The sequence below is a fragment of the Frondihabitans sucicola genome, from assembly GCF_030296615.1.
Lineage (GTDB): Bacteria > Actinomycetota > Actinomycetes > Actinomycetales > Microbacteriaceae > Frondihabitans > Frondihabitans sucicola.
In genome coordinates, this window is sequence record NZ_AP027732.1 from 2,120,490 (window position 1) to 2,136,103 (window position 15,614).

At 69.3% G+C, this 15,614-nt stretch carries 15 protein-coding genes, 1 tRNA gene and 2 pseudogenes; 15 read left to right on the forward strand and 3 right to left on the reverse strand.

Features of this window, described 5'->3' with window-relative positions; translation table 11 throughout:
* The first annotated feature begins 299 nt into the window (after positions 1 to 299).
* Together QUE79_RS10925 and QUE79_RS10930 are read left to right on the forward strand one after the other, a co-directional pair.
* Positions 300 to 3,056, forward strand: coding sequence for an Rne/Rng family ribonuclease (locus QUE79_RS10925; protein ID WP_286343151.1), 2,757 nt, complete (start codon positions 300 to 302; stop codon positions 3,054 to 3,056).
* Between the two features lie 144 nt (positions 3,057 to 3,200).
* On the forward strand, positions 3,201 to 3,821 hold the full coding sequence (locus QUE79_RS10930; protein ID WP_286343152.1) for a hypothetical protein: 621 nt from the start codon (positions 3,201 to 3,203) through the stop codon (positions 3,819 to 3,821).
* A 13-nt stretch (positions 3,822 to 3,834) separates the two neighbouring features.
* On the opposite strand, the gene QUE79_RS10935 is transcribed toward QUE79_RS10930, so the two are convergent.
* Complete coding sequence (locus tag QUE79_RS10935) at positions 3,835 to 4,116, reverse strand: DUF4031 domain-containing protein (protein ID WP_286343153.1); 282 nt, start codon at positions 4,114 to 4,116, stop codon at positions 3,835 to 3,837.
* Between the two features lie 224 nt (positions 4,117 to 4,340).
* Between QUE79_RS10935 and rplU the strand changes: the two genes are divergently transcribed.
* The 13 genes and pseudogenes from rplU (at position 4,341) to QUE79_RS11000 (ending at position 14,043) form a co-directional block, all read left to right on the forward strand.
* Positions 4,341 to 4,652 carry a 50S ribosomal protein L21 gene (gene rplU / locus QUE79_RS10940; RefSeq protein WP_286343154.1) on the forward strand — a complete coding sequence of 104 codons (312 nt, stop codon included), beginning with the start codon at positions 4,341 to 4,343 and terminating at the stop codon, positions 4,650 to 4,652.
* A gap of 15 nt (positions 4,653 to 4,667) precedes the next feature.
* Positions 4,668 to 4,925, forward strand: a complete 258-nt coding sequence (gene rpmA, locus QUE79_RS10945; protein WP_286343155.1) for a 50S ribosomal protein L27 — start codon at positions 4,668 to 4,670, stop codon at positions 4,923 to 4,925.
* Between the two features lie 73 nt (positions 4,926 to 4,998).
* A pseudogene (gene obgE, locus QUE79_RS10950) lies at positions 4,999 to 6,572 on the forward strand (GTPase ObgE).
* Between the two features lie 59 nt (positions 6,573 to 6,631).
* Entirely contained in the window at positions 6,632 to 7,435 is an 804-nt protein-coding gene (gene proB / locus QUE79_RS10955; RefSeq protein WP_286346696.1) for a glutamate 5-kinase, read from the forward strand.
* 139 nt (positions 7,436 to 7,574) lie between these two features.
* A pseudogene (locus QUE79_RS10960) lies at positions 7,575 to 8,863 on the forward strand (glutamate-5-semialdehyde dehydrogenase).
* Between the two features lie 54 nt (positions 8,864 to 8,917).
* Entirely contained in the window at positions 8,918 to 9,145 is a 228-nt protein-coding gene (locus tag QUE79_RS10965; RefSeq protein ID WP_286343156.1) for a hypothetical protein, read from the forward strand.
* Between the two features lie 42 nt (positions 9,146 to 9,187).
* Positions 9,188 to 9,877 carry a nicotinate-nucleotide adenylyltransferase gene (gene nadD / locus QUE79_RS10970; protein ID WP_286346697.1) on the forward strand — a complete coding sequence of 230 codons (690 nt, stop codon included), beginning with the start codon at positions 9,188 to 9,190 and terminating at the stop codon, positions 9,875 to 9,877.
* Entirely contained in the window at positions 9,874 to 11,529 is a 1,656-nt protein-coding gene (locus QUE79_RS10975; RefSeq protein ID WP_286343157.1) for a hypothetical protein, read from the forward strand. Before nadD ends, QUE79_RS10975 begins: the two co-directional genes overlap by 4 nt.
* A gap of 63 nt (positions 11,530 to 11,592) precedes the next feature.
* Positions 11,593 to 11,970, forward strand: a complete 378-nt coding sequence (gene rsfS, locus QUE79_RS10980) for a ribosome silencing factor (RefSeq protein WP_286343158.1) — start codon at positions 11,593 to 11,595, stop codon at positions 11,968 to 11,970.
* A 122-nt stretch (positions 11,971 to 12,092) separates the two neighbouring features.
* Complete coding sequence (locus QUE79_RS10985) at positions 12,093 to 12,470, forward strand: TFIIB-type zinc ribbon-containing protein (protein ID WP_286343159.1); 378 nt, start codon at positions 12,093 to 12,095, stop codon at positions 12,468 to 12,470.
* 101 nt (positions 12,471 to 12,571) lie between these two features.
* Positions 12,572 to 13,270, forward strand: coding sequence for an AAA family ATPase (locus QUE79_RS10990; protein ID WP_286343160.1), 699 nt, complete (start codon positions 12,572 to 12,574; stop codon positions 13,268 to 13,270).
* Positions 13,271 to 13,374: 104 nt separating this feature from the next.
* Positions 13,375 to 13,447, forward strand: a tRNA-Ala gene (locus QUE79_RS10995).
* 98 nt (positions 13,448 to 13,545) lie between these two features.
* On the forward strand, positions 13,546 to 14,043 hold the full coding sequence (locus QUE79_RS11000) for a VanZ family protein (RefSeq protein WP_286343161.1): 498 nt from the start codon (positions 13,546 to 13,548) through the stop codon (positions 14,041 to 14,043).
* Here QUE79_RS11000 and QUE79_RS11005 read toward each other — a convergent pair.
* Together QUE79_RS11005 and QUE79_RS11010 are read right to left on the reverse strand one after the other, a co-directional pair.
* Positions 14,036 to 14,455: a LytR C-terminal domain-containing protein gene (locus QUE79_RS11005; protein ID WP_286343162.1), complete on the reverse strand. Its 420-nt coding sequence runs from the start codon at positions 14,453 to 14,455 to the stop codon at positions 14,036 to 14,038. The genes QUE79_RS11000 and QUE79_RS11005 overlap by 8 nt on opposite strands.
* Positions 14,452 to 15,489, reverse strand: coding sequence for an LCP family protein (locus QUE79_RS11010; RefSeq protein WP_286343163.1), 1,038 nt, complete (start codon positions 15,487 to 15,489; stop codon positions 14,452 to 14,454). Before QUE79_RS11010 ends, QUE79_RS11005 begins: the two co-directional genes overlap by 4 nt.
* Between the last annotated feature and the right edge of the window lie 125 nt (positions 15,490 to 15,614).

The window sequence follows — 15,614 nt, forward strand, 5'->3', positions numbered from 1 at the left end:
CCCGGATTATGACACGCTCCGAATCAGCGTCCGGGGGCAACCCGTGCGATAATCGGAACAGTCCCAGGGTGAGAGCCGGGCAAGCTTTCCGGACGAAGCGCATACAAGGCGCTGCGGATCGGTGATCGGACAGATTTTCCACGGGGCCAGACGGCCGCACGTGGCAGCACAGATTTCGCGAGTCGGCGAGGTCGCGCAGGCAGGGCCTGCGCACCCGTGATCCGCGCACATGATTTCCCGGCGGTGGCCCGGTTTCTTAGGGGCCCAGCCGCAGGCCGGGGCGAGGAGTTGCACCAGCGATGGTGGAGAAGAACGAAAACAGTCCCAAGAGAAGAAGCCGCTTGTTCGCCGGATTCCGGTCGCGTCAGCAGGCACCGCAGCCCGAGGCCGCAGCTTCTCCCATCCTTCCGCGAGCCGAAGAGGCGCCTGCCGCCCCGGCCGCCGAACCAGTCGTGCCTCAGGAGGCCCCCGCCGTGACGAACGAGAACGGCACCCCGGTGCCCGCTTCAACCACCCCCGAAAGCTTGATCGACACGGAGGCGCTCGAGCGCGACGAGGCCGATTCGACGCCCGTCGCCCCGTCGGCTCCGACATCGCCGTTCGAGTCGCCCCTCACGACGACGAGCCTGATCTTCCACGCACCCGAGATCGCACCCCTGCCGGCCCGCTCCGAGCGCGACGACGACGACGAAGACGGCGATCACGACGGCGGCTCGCAGCGCCGTCGCTCGCGTCAGCGCTCCGGCCGCTCCGACGACTCCTCGGGCGAGGTCACCTCGTCGCGCACGCGGAGCCGAGCCGGTCGCGAGCCGCGCGAGCGCCCCGAGCCCGAACTCATCACCGAGCCGCAGAGGGTCAAGGGCTCCACGCGCCTCGAGGCGAAGAAGCAGCGCCGCCGCGACGGCCGCGACGCGGGGCGCCGTCGTCCCGTCGTCACCGAGGCCGAGTTCCTGGCCCGCCGTGAGAGCGTCGACCGCAAGATGATCGTCCGCTCGCAGGGCGACAGCATCCAGATCGGTGTCCTCGAAGACGGAATCCTCGCAGAGCACTACGTCGCCAAGTCGCAGAACGTCTCGCTGATCGGCAACGTCTACCTCGGTCGCGTGCAGAACGTCCTTCCCTCGATGGAGGCCGCCTTCGTCGACATCGGGCGCGGGCGAAACGCCGTCCTCTACTCCGGCGAGGTCGACTGGGACAACGTCGAGCACGGCAACCAGCCGCGCCGCATCGAGCTGGCGCTGAAGCCGGGCGACCGCGTGCTGGTCCAGGTCACCAAAGATCCGGTCGGCCACAAGGGCGCCCGCCTCACCAGCCAGATCTCGCTCCCCGGCCGCTTCCTCGTCTACGTGCCGAACGGTTCGATGAACGGCATCAGTCGCAAGCTCCCCGACACCGAGCGCGCGCGCCTGAAGAAGATCCTCAAAGAGGCTCTGCCCGAGAACACCGGCGTGATCGTCCGCACCGCGGCCGAGGGCGCCACCGAAGAGCAGCTGACCCTCGACGTCAAGCGCCTGCTCAACCAGTGGGCCGACATCTCGAAGAAGGTCGAGGCGTGCAACGCCCCGGCGCTGCTCCACTCGGAGCCCGACCTGCTCATCAAGATCGTCCGCGACGTCTTCAACGAAGACTTCCACCAGCTGGTCATCGACGGCGACGAGGCTCGCGAGACCATCGAGCAGTACCTCACCGCCGTCGCCCCCGACCTCCTCGACCGCGTCAGCGCGTACGAGGGCGACAAAGACTCGTTCGACGAATTCCGTCTCAACGAACAGATCGACAAAGCGCTCGACCGCAAGGTCTGGCTGCCGTCGGGCGGTTCGCTGATCATCGACCGCACCGAGGCGATGACGGTCGTCGACGTCAACACGGGCAAGTTCGTCGGCTCGGGCGGAAACCTCGAAGAGACGGTCACCAAGAACAACCTCGAGGCGGCCGAAGAACTGGTCCGTCAGCTCCGCCTCCGCGACATCGGCGGCATCATCGTCGTCGACTTCATCGACATGGTGCTCGAGTCGAACCGCGACCTCGTGCTCCGCCGCCTCGTCGAGTGCCTGAGTCGCGACCGCACCAAGCACCAGGTCGCCGAGGTCACCTCGCTCGGCCTGATCCAGATGACCCGCAAGAAGCTCGGCCTCGGCCTCATGGAATCCTTCCAAGAGATCGGTGTCGACCGTCAGCAGGCGCAAGAGCAGCAGCAGCAGAACCGCCAGAAGTCGCAGGAGCGCCGCCGCGCCAAGGCGTCGAACGGCAACGGGGGCGGCAACGGTCGACCTCAGTCGCCGCGCAGCAACGAGGCGCACCCCGCCACCGGCACGATCCACGCGATCACCGACGACGTCAAGAACGCCCTGGCCAAGATCGCGGCCTCGACGGTCCCGCACGCCGACGGCACCGCGCCCAACGCGTCCGAGACCGCCGCCGCCGTCGAGGCCGCCATCGACGCGGTCGCCGCGTCCGCCGACTCCGCGCCGGCTTCCGCCGAGACCGCCTCCCCGTCCGACGACGCTCCGGCGTCCGGGCGCTCGCGTCGAGGTCGCGGTCGCCGCGCGTCGGCCTCGACGGCCTCGACGGCCGCCGAGAACGTCACGGAGGCGCCCGACACCGTCACGCTGATCGACATCCCGGTGTCGGCACCCGCGAAGGCCACGGCGAAGACTCCGGCCGAGAAGCGCGCCGCTTCGGCTGCAGAGGCTCCGGCCGCCGCAGAGTCCGCGGCCGTCGCCCCGGCGGAGGCGCCTGCCGAGGCCGCGTCGTCGAAGACCTCCCGCCGGTCGCAGGCCACCGTGACGCAGCCCGAGGCCACCGTCGCGATCCTCGACATCCCCGTCGCCAAGGTCGAGCGCGCTCCGCGCCGGCTGAGCACCCACGACGCCGAGCAGATCCTCGACTCCGTGCTGGGGGCGCTCCCCGAACCCAAGCAGCCCGGTCAAGGACGCAATCGGTCCCGCCGCGCCTCGTCCACCGGGACGGCCTCGGCTCCCGCCGCTGCGACCGACGGCGATGCCGAGGCGGGCCCCTTCATCCTCGGCGTGGGAGTATCGTCCGACGACCTCTAGCCACGAGGACGCCCCGCGGGGCCAGCGACAGAGAAGAGCAGCCGTGACGACGAAGACGCCGCCCGCGGGGTCTTCCGTGCCGCACGCCCCGCGTGGGCCGAAGAAACCCCGAGGTTCTTCTCCGCCCGGCCGAGTCGCGACACCGTGGTCACCGCCGCGATCGCGGTCGGCGGACTCATCGTCGTGAAGTTCGCTGTCGCATTCGTCCAACTGCTCGGCAACGCGATCGACTACGACCCGGCGTTCTACTCCAACGGATTCCTGTCGTCGCCGATCGGCCTCTTCGTCGGCTCGCTGGTGCTGTACCCGTTCCCGTTCTATCTGGCCGCGTTCGTCGCGCTGGCGCTGGTGTTCCCGATCCTGCGCCAGTCGCCGCTGTCGACGATCCTGGGGCGGGCAGCGCTCGCCGGGGCCGCCGCCACCGTCGTGCTCGCACTCGTCGGAATCGTGACGGGCACGGCGAACGCCATGTCGAGCGGCGACGGCGTCGTGATCCTGCTCTGGGTGGTCTTCATCCCGCTGGCCGCAGGAGTGCAGCTCACCGCGGTCCTCGTCGCGGGATCCGTCGTGGCGTGGCTCTGGCTCGGTCGGCAGAGCCCTTCGGGCGACCAGGATCGCGCGGTCGACGCGCCCGCGGGCGATCCGGTCGCCGAGACTCCCGCCGAAACCACCCCGACGGTACCGGAAGACGACCCCGTCGCGCCCGTCGTGCCACCGCTGGAACCACCGATCTCGATCTACGCACCGCCTGGCGAGCGCGACTAGGGTGTGTCTCCCGTCAGGGGGCGGTGGGAGAGCGTTTGCGCCACTGCGGGACGCGGAGTCCGCTCGCCTCGAGGCGAACGGCCAGCTCCTTGCCGCCGACCGGCGTCGCCCCCGCGGCCACGAGCTCGTCGTAGCGGGCTGCCGGGACGTCGTAGTGGTCGTGGTCGAATGCGCGACGGGGGAGACCCTGCCGGGCTGCGAACGCATGGAGCTCGTCGTAGGACGAATCGCTGACGAGGTGCGACCACACGGTGTCGTGAGCCGGCCAGATGGGCTCGTCGATGAGGACAGTCACGGGCGAAGCCTACCCGCAGACGTTTGACTGGGCTCGAGCGGCCCGGTAGTCTCGTGCTTTGGTGCGCGCACATTCGGCGCGCGATCCAGACTTCCCTCTCGGGCTGCGAACAGCGGCCGGGAGAGCATTCACACCAGGCAGTGCATTCACACCAGGCAGAGCATTCACACCAGTCAGGCCCTTTCCGTCGAGAAGTCGCGAGCAGGCCACCGAAGGAGTTACCCATGGCATTCGCAATCGTGCGCGCCGGTGGGCGTCAAGAGCGCGTCGAGGTCGGCACTGTCCTGACCGTCGATCGTCTCAAGGCGTCCGAGTCCGACACCGTTTCGTTCGTTCCCGTCCTGCACGTCGACGGCGACACGATCCTGTCCGGTGCCGACCTCGCCAAGGTCACCGTCGAGGGTGAGGTCCTGAACGACCTCCGCGGCCCGAAGATCGTGATCCAGAACTACAAGAACAAGACCGGGTACAAGCGTCGCATGGGGTTCCGTGCCGACCTGACCCGCGTCAAGATCACCTCGATCACGACCAAGTAAGAGAGCTGACGACTAATGGCACACAAGAAGGGCGCAAGCTCCACTCGTAACGGCCGCGACTCGAACGCGCAGCGCCTCGGCGTGAAGCGGTTCGGCGGTCAGGTCGTTCTCGCGGGCGAGATCCTCGTCCGCCAGCGCGGCACCCACTTCCACCCCGGCGTGAACGTCGGTCGTGGTGGCGACGACACCCTGTTCGCCCTCGCCGCGGGCGCGGTCGAGTTCGGTGCGAAAGGCGGCCGCAAGGTCGTCAACATCGTCTCCGCCGACGCGTAACACTTTTTCGAGGCGGGCGGCTCTTCGGAGCCGCCCGCTTTTTGATCCACCAACAGTCTGAGAAAATCTCCCCATGGCCACATTCGTCGACCAAGTGTCGCTCCACCTCAAGGCGGGCAACGGCGGCAACGGCTGCGTCTCGGTCAAGCGGGAGAAGTTCAAACCCCTCGCCGGCCCCGATGGCGGCAACGGCGGTCACGGCGGCGACATCGTCCTCGTCAGCGACACCGGTGTCACGACCCTTCTCGGGTTCCATCGCAATCCGCACCGCACCAGCCCCAACGGCGGCCCCGGCATGGGCGACCACCGCTCGGGCAACAACGGCGACGAGATCGAGCTCCAGGTCCCGGTCGGCACCGTCGTCTCCGACGAAGACGGCAACGAACTCATCGACATGAACGAGCCCGGTCTCCGCTACGTCGTCGCCGAGGGAGGCATCGGCGGCCTCGGCAATGCGGCGCTCTCCAGCACCAAGCGCAAGGCTCCCGGATTCGCCCTGCTCGGCACGCCCGGATGGCAGGGCGACGTGCAACTCGAGCTCAAAGTCGTCGCCGATGTCGCTCTGGTCGGCTACCCGTCGGCCGGAAAATCCAGCCTCGTCGCCGCGATCTCGGCCGCCAAGCCGAAGATCGCCGACTACCCCTTCACGACGCTGCACCCGAACCTCGGCGTCGTCGAGTCGGGGGCGACCCGCTTCACCGTCGCCGACGTGCCCGGCCTCATCGAGGGCGCGAGCGAGGAAAGGGTCTCGGCCTCGAGTTCCTGCGCCACGTCGAGCGCTGCACAGCGCTGCTGCACGTCCTCGACTGCGCCACGCTCGAGCCGGGCCGCGACCCCCTCACCGATCTCGAGGTCATCCAAGCCGAGCTGGCCGCCTACCCGGTCCCCGCCGGGCAGCTGCCGCTGCTCGAGCGCCCGCAGCTGATCGTGCTCAACAAGATCGACGTCCCCGAGGCGCGCGACCTGGCCGATTTCGTCCGCGCCGATCTCGAGGGCCGCGGCTACCGCGTCTTCGAGATCTCCGCCGTCTCGCACGAGGGCCTTCGCGAACTGTCGTTCGCCCTCGCCGAGGTCGTCGAGGCCGACCGTGCCGCCAAAGCGGCAGAAGAGCTGGTCCGCCCGCGCATCGTCATCCGCCCCCGGGCCGTCAACGAGTCGAAGTTCGAGGTGCTCGTCGAAGGCGGCACCTACGGCAACGTCTACCGCATCCGGGGCGCCAAGCCGGAGCGCTGGGTGCTCCAGACCGACTTCAACAACGAAGAGGCCGTCGGCTACCTGGCCGACCGGCTCAACAAGCTCGGCGTCGAAGACCGTCTGTTCAAGGCGGGGGCCGTCGCCGGCTCCACGGTGGTCATCGGCGGTGCCGGCGGCATCGTCTTCGACTGGGAGCCCACGCTCACCTCGACCGCCGAGCTGATGACCTCCGCGCGCGGCACCGACCCGCGCCTGCACCAGTCGTCGCGCCAGACCCGCAACGAACGCCGCGAAGACTACTTCGCCCGCATGGACGCCAAGGCCGATGCCCGCGCCGAGCTCATGCGCGAGCGCGCAGCCGGCCTCTGGACCGACGACGACGGCTTCGAGGTCGACCCCGCTGTGCGCGAGGGCGCCGCGTCCGACGCGGGAGAGGACGACGAGAAAGAGTGAGCAGCGCCGACGCCGAGATCGAGACCGACACGGCACATCCTCGGACGAGGCCCGTGACCCTGGCCGGCGGGGCCGTCCAGTCGCGCGCCGACATCCCGCGGGCTCGGCGCGTGGTCGTCAAGGTGGGTTCGTCGTCGATCTCCGGCCCCAACGCCGACCAGATCGGCCCGCTCGTCGATGCGCTGGCAGCGACCTATGCTCGCGGCGCCGAGGTGATCCTGGTCTCCTCGGGGGCGATCGCGACCGGCATGCCCTATCTCAAGCTCGACTCCCGCCCGACCGACCTCGCCACCCAGCAGGCGGCGGCCGCCGTCGGCCAGAACCTCCTCGTCTACCGCTACCAGGAGAGCCTTCGCCGCTTCCACATCGTGGCCGGGCAGGTGCTTCTCACAGCGAGCGACATCGACAACCCGACGCATCGCTCGAACGCCCAGCGCGCGATGGAACGCCTGCTCAAGCTGCGCATCCTGCCGATCGTCAACGAGAACGACACCGTGGCGACGCACGAGATCCGGTTCGGAGACAACGACCGGCTTGCGGCCCTGGTATCGCAGCTCGTCGAGGCCGACCTCCTCGTGCTGCTGTCCGACGTCGACGCGCTCTACACGCGGCCGCCGCACGAGGCGGGCGCCATCAAGATCTCCGAGGTGCCCTTCGGCGACGAGCTGGAGGGCGTGACGTTCGGCGAGGCCGGCGTCGCCGGCGTCGGCACAGGGGGAGCCGGCACCAAGGTCGCCGCCGCCCGGCTCGCGACGGAGGCCGGCACGCCGGTGCTCGTCACGTCGACGCCTCAGGTGGCCGCGGCGCTCTCCGGCGCCGACATCGGCACCTGGTTCGAGGCCCGGGTGGCGCTCCGCGGCTGAGCTGGGCTGCCCGCGCCCTGCCCGCAGGCCCCCACCGGAAATCGAAGGGGATTCTCGGGAGGTGCGGCCTGCATCCGCCTCACGTGTGCAGGCACGAGAGAATCCCCTTCGATTTCGGGCGCGCGACTACAATCGGTGCATGTCGATCACCGATGTGGCCACGCCAGACACCGATGCCCTGCAGCCGGATCTCGTCGCGAAGTTCGAGCGTTCGGGCGCCGCATCGCGACAGCTCGCCACCGTCACCGCCGACGCCAAGAATCGCGGTCTGCACGCGATCGCCGAGGCTCTCCGATCGAACACCAGCCGCATCATCGCGGCCAACGCTCTCGACCTGACCCGGGGCGCGAGAACGCCCTGAGCGATGGTCTGCTCGATCGGTTGCGCCTCGACGAGTCGCGCCTCGAGGGGCTCGCCACGGCGACGGAACTCATCTCCACGCTCGTCGACCCGGTCGGCGAATCCCTGCGCGGCAAGATCCTGCCCAACGGGCTGCACCTGACGCAGGTGCGCGTGCCGTTCGGCGTGGTCGGAGCGATCTACGAGGCCCGCCCCAACGTGACCGTCGACATCGCCGCGCTCGCCCTCAAGAGCGGCAACGCCGTCGTGCTCCGGGGCGGCAGCGCGGCCGAACAGACCAACGCGGTGCTGGTCGAGATCCTGCAGGATGCTCTGGCGAGCGTCGGTCTCCCACGCGACGCCGTCCAGACCATCGACGAGTTCGGCCGACGCGGCGCGACCGAGCTGATGCGGGCGCGCGGCCTCGTCGACGTGCTCATCCCTCGCGGCAGTGCCCAGCTCATCGACACGGTCGTCCGCGAGTCGAAGGTGCCCGTGATCGAGACCGGTGCCGGCGTGGTCCACGTCTTCCTCGACGAGTCGGCGGACGCCCAGTGGGCCGTCGACATCGTCCACAACGCCAAGGTGCAGCGCCCGAGCGTCTGCAACGCCCTCGAGACCCTCCTCGTCCACGAGAGGGCGGCCGAGCGACTCCTGCCGAGCGTGCTGGCCGACCTGCGCGAGGCGGGGGTCACGATCCACGCCGACGAACGCGCCCGGGCGCTCTTCGCCGACGCCGTCCCGGCGACGGAAGACGACTGGGCGACCGAGTACATGTCGCTCGACATCTCGGTGAGGGTCGTCGACGACCTCGACGCCGCCCTGGAGCACATCCACCGGTACTCCACCCACCACACCGAGTCGATCATCACCAACGACCTCGGCAACACCGAGCGGTTCCTGGCGGAGGTCGACAGCGCGGTGGTCATGGTGAACGCCTCCACCCGCTTCACCGACGGCGGCGAGTTCGGCTTCGGCGCCGAGGTCGGAATCTCGACCCAGAAGCTGCACGCGCGCGGCCCCATGGGGTTGCCGGAGTTGACGAGCAGCAAGTGGGTCGTCCGGGGCGCGGGTCAGGTGCGCGGCTAGCCTTCGAGGCGCGACTAGACTCGACACGTCGTACTGCCCCGGAACGGAGAATTCATGCTGATGGTCACGGCCCTCGCCACCACCCTCATCGCCGCCGAAGAGAAGCTCGCGCCCGTGTTCGCACCGGCTCCCGTCATCGCTCTCATCGCGGGCGCCGTCTTCACCATCCTCGGCTTCGTCGTCTTCAGCTACAAAGACGTCGCCAACCGCAACCTCGATCCTCAGGGCCCGACGCACCACGACAAGCCGATCGACGAGTTCGGCCACGCCGAAGACCACTAGCCGACACCCCTCCTGGCAACGTCAGTGACGACTTCCAACGGCGTGCGGCGTCCCCGCATCGGGGTGATGGGCGGCACCTTCGACCCCATTCACCACGGTCACCTCGTGGCCGCGAGCGAGGTGTCGACCGAGTTCGATCTCGACGAGGTCATCTTCGTCCCGACCGGCCAGCCGTACATGAAGAACACGGTCACCCCCGGTGAGCACCGCTACCTCATGACCGTGATCGCGACGGCTGCCAACCCGACCTTCACGGTCAGCCGGGTCGACATCGACCGCGAGGGCGTGACGTACACGATCGACACACTCCGCGACATCCGGGCCGAGCGCCCCGACGCCGACCTGTTCTTCATCACGGGGGCCGACGCCGTCGCGCAGATCCTCGAGTGGAAAGACGTCCAAGAGCTGTGGGATCTCGCGCATTTCGTGGCAGTTTCCCGGCCGGGTCACGACCTTTCCGTCAGCGGTCTTCCAGAGAGCGAAGTAAGCTTGCTCGAAGTTCCCGCACTGGCGATATCGTCCACCGACTGTCGCAGCCGCGTCGGCCGAGGTTCCCCTGTCTGGTACTTGGTTCCCGACGGTGTCGTTCAGTACATCTCGAAGCACCATCTGTACCGAGCCACCGACCCGGTCACGAGCACAGAGCCGATTACGAGCACAGAGCCGATTACGAGAACAGAGCCGGTCGCGACAGAGCCGGTCGATAATCACCGCGTTTCGGAGACACCATGACTTCCAACGGCCAGCCGCCCCTCACCAGGCGACAGGTGCGCGAGCTCGAACGGGCACGCGAAGCAGGCGAAGCGATCACCGGCAGCATCTCGGTCGTCTCGGGGAGCCCCGTCCCCTCTGCCATGCCCGTCACCTCGCCGGCGCCCGCCGCTCCCGCGTCGTCGTCCGAGCCGACGTCCGCCTCCGGGGCCACGTCCTCGGCTCCCGGGTCCGTTCAGGCACCAGGATCAGCCCACACGGCCACCCGGCGCGAGCTCCGGGCCCAGCGTGAGGCGGCTGTCCCCACCGACGCCAGCCCCGTGCCTCTGCGGGCTCCCAAGCCCGAGCACGAGCGCGATCTCTCCGAGGCGCTGAGTCATGTCGCCGACATCGAGAACGGCCGGCCCACCGCCATCGTTCCGCCGCGGGAGGCTCCGCGCACCGTGTCGCCCGCCTCCGCCGATCCCGCCGCTGAGCCTGCGCCGACACCCGGCCAGGCCGAGACGCCGTCGCTCACCCCGCCGCCGCTCAGCACGCCGACGCCGGCCGCGGCGAGGCCCACCTCGGTGCCGCCGTCCGAGGACGACGACGACGAGTCGCCCGCCGCTGAAGGGCTGCCGACCCCGGTGTCCGCCGGGCGCGACACCCGTGAGACGATCGGCGGCCCCGCCGTATCGTCCCTGCCGTCGACGGCTGCCGATTCCGCGGTTCCCGGGCCCCGCCGACACGGAACCGTGGCGCCGCCCGAGCACGACGCCACCGTCGGGCAGCGCATCGCCGCGTCGACCCCGCCGCCGTCGTCGACGCCGACCGTGTTCCCGTTCGCGCTGAACTCCGCGTCGGCACCCGAACCCGAGACCTCCGCACCGCGCGGCACTCCGCCGGCTGCCTCCGATCCTGCGCCCCTCACGAGCACCGGCGACGAGGCCCGCCCGAGCGTGCCGGTTGCGGCCCCGGCCCCCGCCGGAGAAGATCCGGTCTCCGCTCGACCGACGCCGTCCGAGGGTGAGTCCACCGCTGCGGACGCGACCGCTTCCCCTGCGGGTGCTCCTGAGACGCCCGAGGCTGCTCCCGCGCCGCAGGCTGCTGCCGGCTCACAGGCTGCGCCACGCGCGCAGGCTCCTGCCGGCCCGCAGGCTGCCCCGCGTCAGCAGGCCTCGATCCCCGCCTCCGTTCCCGAGCCGAGCGGGTACGTGCCCCCGACCGGGCACTGGTCGACGCAGGCCGACCTCGAAGACGACACGATCGAGAGCGTCGGCTCGCACTTCGGTTCGATGACCTCCACGGGTCAGCACAACGCGCTGATCATCGGCGATGACCAGCTCCCCGACGTCACCGGCGCCCTCAACGCCACGGGCGAGGTCATCATCACCGGTTCGATCGACCTTCCTCGCAGCCTGGCCGCCACGGGATCGCACCACGCCCAGCGAATCGACGGCTCCGACATCGATCGGATGCTCGAGGAGGGCGACCGCGAGCAGCCCGACTCCGACGCCACCCCGGTGCGCGCGAGCCGAGCCGTGAGCGCCAACACGTCCACCCGGGCGGTTGTGCTCGCCGCCGGCAAGCCGAAGACCAATCGCCTGCCAATCATCGCCAGCATCTGTGTTGGCATCGTGGTTGTTGTTATCGTTGGTCTGGTCGTCGTGGGTTTCGCCACCCACGTCCTGTAACTTCACCTCCTCTCTTCGACGTCCTCCATCAGGGCGCCTTCTCTCTTTTCCCCAAAGGAATCCGTGACAGCCACTCCCCGTGCCATCGAGCTGCTCCAGCTCGCCGCCCGCGCCGCCGACTCGAAGCAGGCCGAAGACATGGTCGCTCTCGACGTGTCCGAGCCCCTCGCACTCACCGACATCTTCCTGCTGGCCTCCGGCCGCAACGAGCGCAACGTGATCGCCATCGCCGGTGAGATCGAAGACCAGATGATCGAGGCGGGCGTCAAGCCGCTCCGACGCGAGGGTCGTTCCGAGGGGCGCTGGGTTCTGCTCGATTTCGGCGACATCGTGGTGCACGTCTTCCACGACGAAGACCGTCAGTTCTACTCGCTCGAGCGCCTCTGGAGCGACTGCCCCGCAATCGCCCTCGAGCTCGAGACGACGTCCCAGGAGGCGTGATCCTGAGCGCGCCCGATCCGTCGTGATCCTGCGCGCCGTGCGCTTTTTCCGAGCGCGAAGCAATTCAGGTGCCTCTGTGGGGTGCGTGGTGGGCTGAGTGTCCGCCCACCCCTGGAGGAACCATGAAGTGCCCCCTCGACCAGACGCTCCTGGTGATCAGCGAACGCAGCGGCATCGAGATCGACTACTGCCCCGAGTGCCGCGGCGTCTGGCTCGACCGCGGCGAACTCGACAAGATCGTCGATCGTGCCGGGTCGGTCGGCCCCCCACCGGCCGAGCCGTCTGCCGCCTTCTCCGGCCAGCCGTCGACGAACGGCGCAGGATCACCCGACCAGTCCCGTTACGACCGCGAACACGCCCAGTGGCAGCGCGAGGAGCACCGGCGGCGGTCGGGCGGGTACGACCAGGGCCCGGGCTTCTTCGCACCGCGCTCCGGTGACGGCTACGGAGCCCCTCGCCGCAAGAAGAAGGAGAACTGGCTCAGCGAGCTGTTCGACTGACCGGGTGGTGAGGCTGGCGCCTGCGAGCGTGGCGCGGCCGGCCCGCGGGACGCCCGTCAGGTCGTCCGCCCGCTGTCGGAGGGGCCTGGCAGAGTGTCGGCATGATCATCGACCGGATCCGCGTCGCCGAGGCCGTGGCGCCGCGCGACCAGTGGCCCTTCACGGTGCCCGCCGTCGCGGCGCTCATCGGCGAGGGCCTCGCCTTCGACGAGCAGATCACCTTCCTCGTCGGCGAGAACGGCAGCGGCAAGTCGACGGTCGTCGAGGCTCTCGCCGAGTCGTACGGGCTCGATGTCCGTGGTGGTCCCAATCAGCGCTACGGCTCCGAGCTGCCGAAGTCGAAGCTCGGCGAGGTCCTGCAGATCGACCGCGGTGCGGGCGGCTCCCGCATGGTCAAGCGTGCCGTCGGGTTCTTCCTCCGCGCCGAGACCGCACTCGACGTGTTCGACGGCCTGAGCCGATTCGACCGCCCCGAGTTCAACGAGGCCAGCCACGTCGAGAGCTTCCTCGCGGCGTTCGAGGGCTTCGGCGAGAAGGGCGTCTACGTGCTCGACGAGCCGGAGGCGGCCCTGTCCTTCACCGCCTGCCTCAGCCTGATGGCCACGTTGCACGAGGCCCGGGCGGCGGGCAGCCAGGTCGTGTGCGCGACTCACTCGCCGATCCTGACCGCTCTGCCCGGTGCTGCGATCATCGAGTTCGGCGACCACGGCGTCCGCCGCTCGGCCTGGGCCGACCTCGAGGTCGTACGGCACTGGCAGCGGTTCCTCGGCGATCCCGAGCGGTACCTCCGCTACCTCTGAGCGGCGGCTCGGTGTTCTTGACGCTCCCGTTTCTGTAGTACGCTGTACAGGTTGCTCCGCGAGGGGCGGCACACGAAAAACGAAGATGGGTCAAAAACGAAGACGGGTCTGTGGCGCAGCTGGTAGCGCACCTGCATGGCATGCAGGGGGTCAGGGGTTCGAGTCCCCTCAGATCCACGTCGAAATGGCTTCTCCCTCTGGGAGAAGCCATTTTTCGTTCGGCTGCTTCAGCGCGCTGCGCGGGCGCCGGACGGCGTCCGGCGACGAGCTGGCCGATGGCGCACGGGCAACACGGGGTGGGCGGATTCTGGGCGGCGATCCGCTACCGTCGAGCGATGGACAGACGGCTGCGGCGCGCGGAGTGGATCGCCGTCGGGGTCGTGCTCGTCGCGATCCTGCTCGTCACTCTGTGGCCCTCGCGGGTCGATGCGCCGGTCGACGGTTCCCTGCAGCGGACGCTGTTGCGCTGGCACGGGCTGGGACTACCCTCGTTCGTCGACTACTCGTTCGTGCAGACCGCGGCGAACGTCGCGATGTTCGTGCCGCTCGGCGCGCTGATCGCGTCGGTCACGGTGCGGCCGCTCTGGTGGGTGTCCGGCGTGCTCGGCCTGACGCTGTCGCTGTGCGTCGAGTTCGCGCAGTACACGCTCCTCCCGGCGAGACTCGCGTCGGCCGGCGATCTGGCGTCGAACACGGCGGGCGCGCTCGTCGGAGGAGCAGCCGTCGCCATCCTGCGCACCGTGCTCGCCCGCCGGCGCCGCAGACCTAGTTGACGCAGGGAATGCCGTCCGTCGTCGCGGCCGCGGCGCTCGAGCTCGAGGACGACCCAGCACCGGACGACCCCGACCCGGACCCGCCGGACGACGACCCGCCGGACGACCCAGACCCGGACGCGGACGACGAGGCCGTCGCCTTCGCGACACTGCCATCCGTCCCGAGCACGAGCGTCACGCCGGACACGCCCGTCACCGATTCGAGCGTCGCGCCGGGAACGTACGTCGCGAGCAGTTTGGCCTGAGCGGCCTGCGAGGCCGGGTACTGGATCGTGGTCGCCGAGCGGGCGACGACCGTGGTCGGCGTACCGGTCCGGAAGCCGGCCTTCGCCAGCGTCGAGGAGTTGGTCGCCGCCGCTCCCGCGACACCGCTGCCGTTGTACACGGTCACGCTGACGTCGCCCGGCTTCACGCTGCTGGGCGCCGCGGCCGACGACGACTCGGTCTTCTGATCGAGGAGGCGACGAACGCCGGCATCTTCGCGGTGTCGACCTGGACGATCGAGACGGCCGACCCGTTGTAGTAGATGGTCGGCGTGCCCGTGATCGGGATCGTCGACGAGTTGAGGTTGCCTCCGGCGATGTTCTTGAGCTGGGCGGCGAGAGAGAGCCAGTTCAGGCCCTTGTCGGTCTGGATGGCGCCGCTGACGGCCGTGAGGGCGGAGTTGAGCTTGCCGGGGTTCAGCAGCGTGGACGCCGTGAGGAAGTTCTTCGCCTCGGCGCTCAGGAAGTACCGCTGGCGGGCCTCGCGGTCGATGTCGCCGTTCGGCAGGCCGTGGCGTTGGCGGACGAACGCGAGGGCCTGCTGCGCGTTCAGCGTCGAGACGCCTGCGGGCGCGACGAAGGTCGAGTAGGAGTCGTTCACGGCGCTGACCAGGCAGACCTTCAGCGGCCCGAGGGCCTTGGCGACGTCGTAGAAGCCGATCATCGAGATCCGGACGAAGTGGTCGATGTGCAGGCTGGTGAGGTTCTGGACCGTCTTGACGAGCAGTTGCGCGCCCCCGGCGTCGCCACCCGAGTCGCTGCCGTAGGCGAAGGCGGCGTTCAGCTTGCCCATGCCGTGGCCGGGGATGTCCACCCAGGAGTCGCGGGGGAGCGAGATGAGGGTCGCTTTGCCGCCACCGTCCGGGATGTGCAGAATCAGCATCGAGTCGGTGTTCGTCCCGCCGCCGTCGGCGGTCGTGCCGAGCTGCGCCAATTCTTCGGCCGACGCGTTCGCGGGTCGGTGGTCGTCGCCCACGAGCAGGATGTTCTCGCCCTTCGACGAGGACGACGAGGACGACGCTGCGGGGATCGCGTCGATGTGCGTGACGCCGTTCACGAAGTGCTGGTAGTTGTACACGGCGTACACGATCGTCGCGACCAGGATCAGGACGACGACGACGGCGACCCAGCGCACGACGTGACGCGGGCGGACCCGGAGACGGGATCGGGGCGATTCGGACATTCCGGAACCCAATCATTGAAAACAGTGACGGACCCGAAGAATAGCTGAGCGCGGGCGAACCTCAGCCCCGCGTCCGGCGGATGTCATCCCCGAGGACGAGATGTCAAGCCCGTCCCCGATCCAGG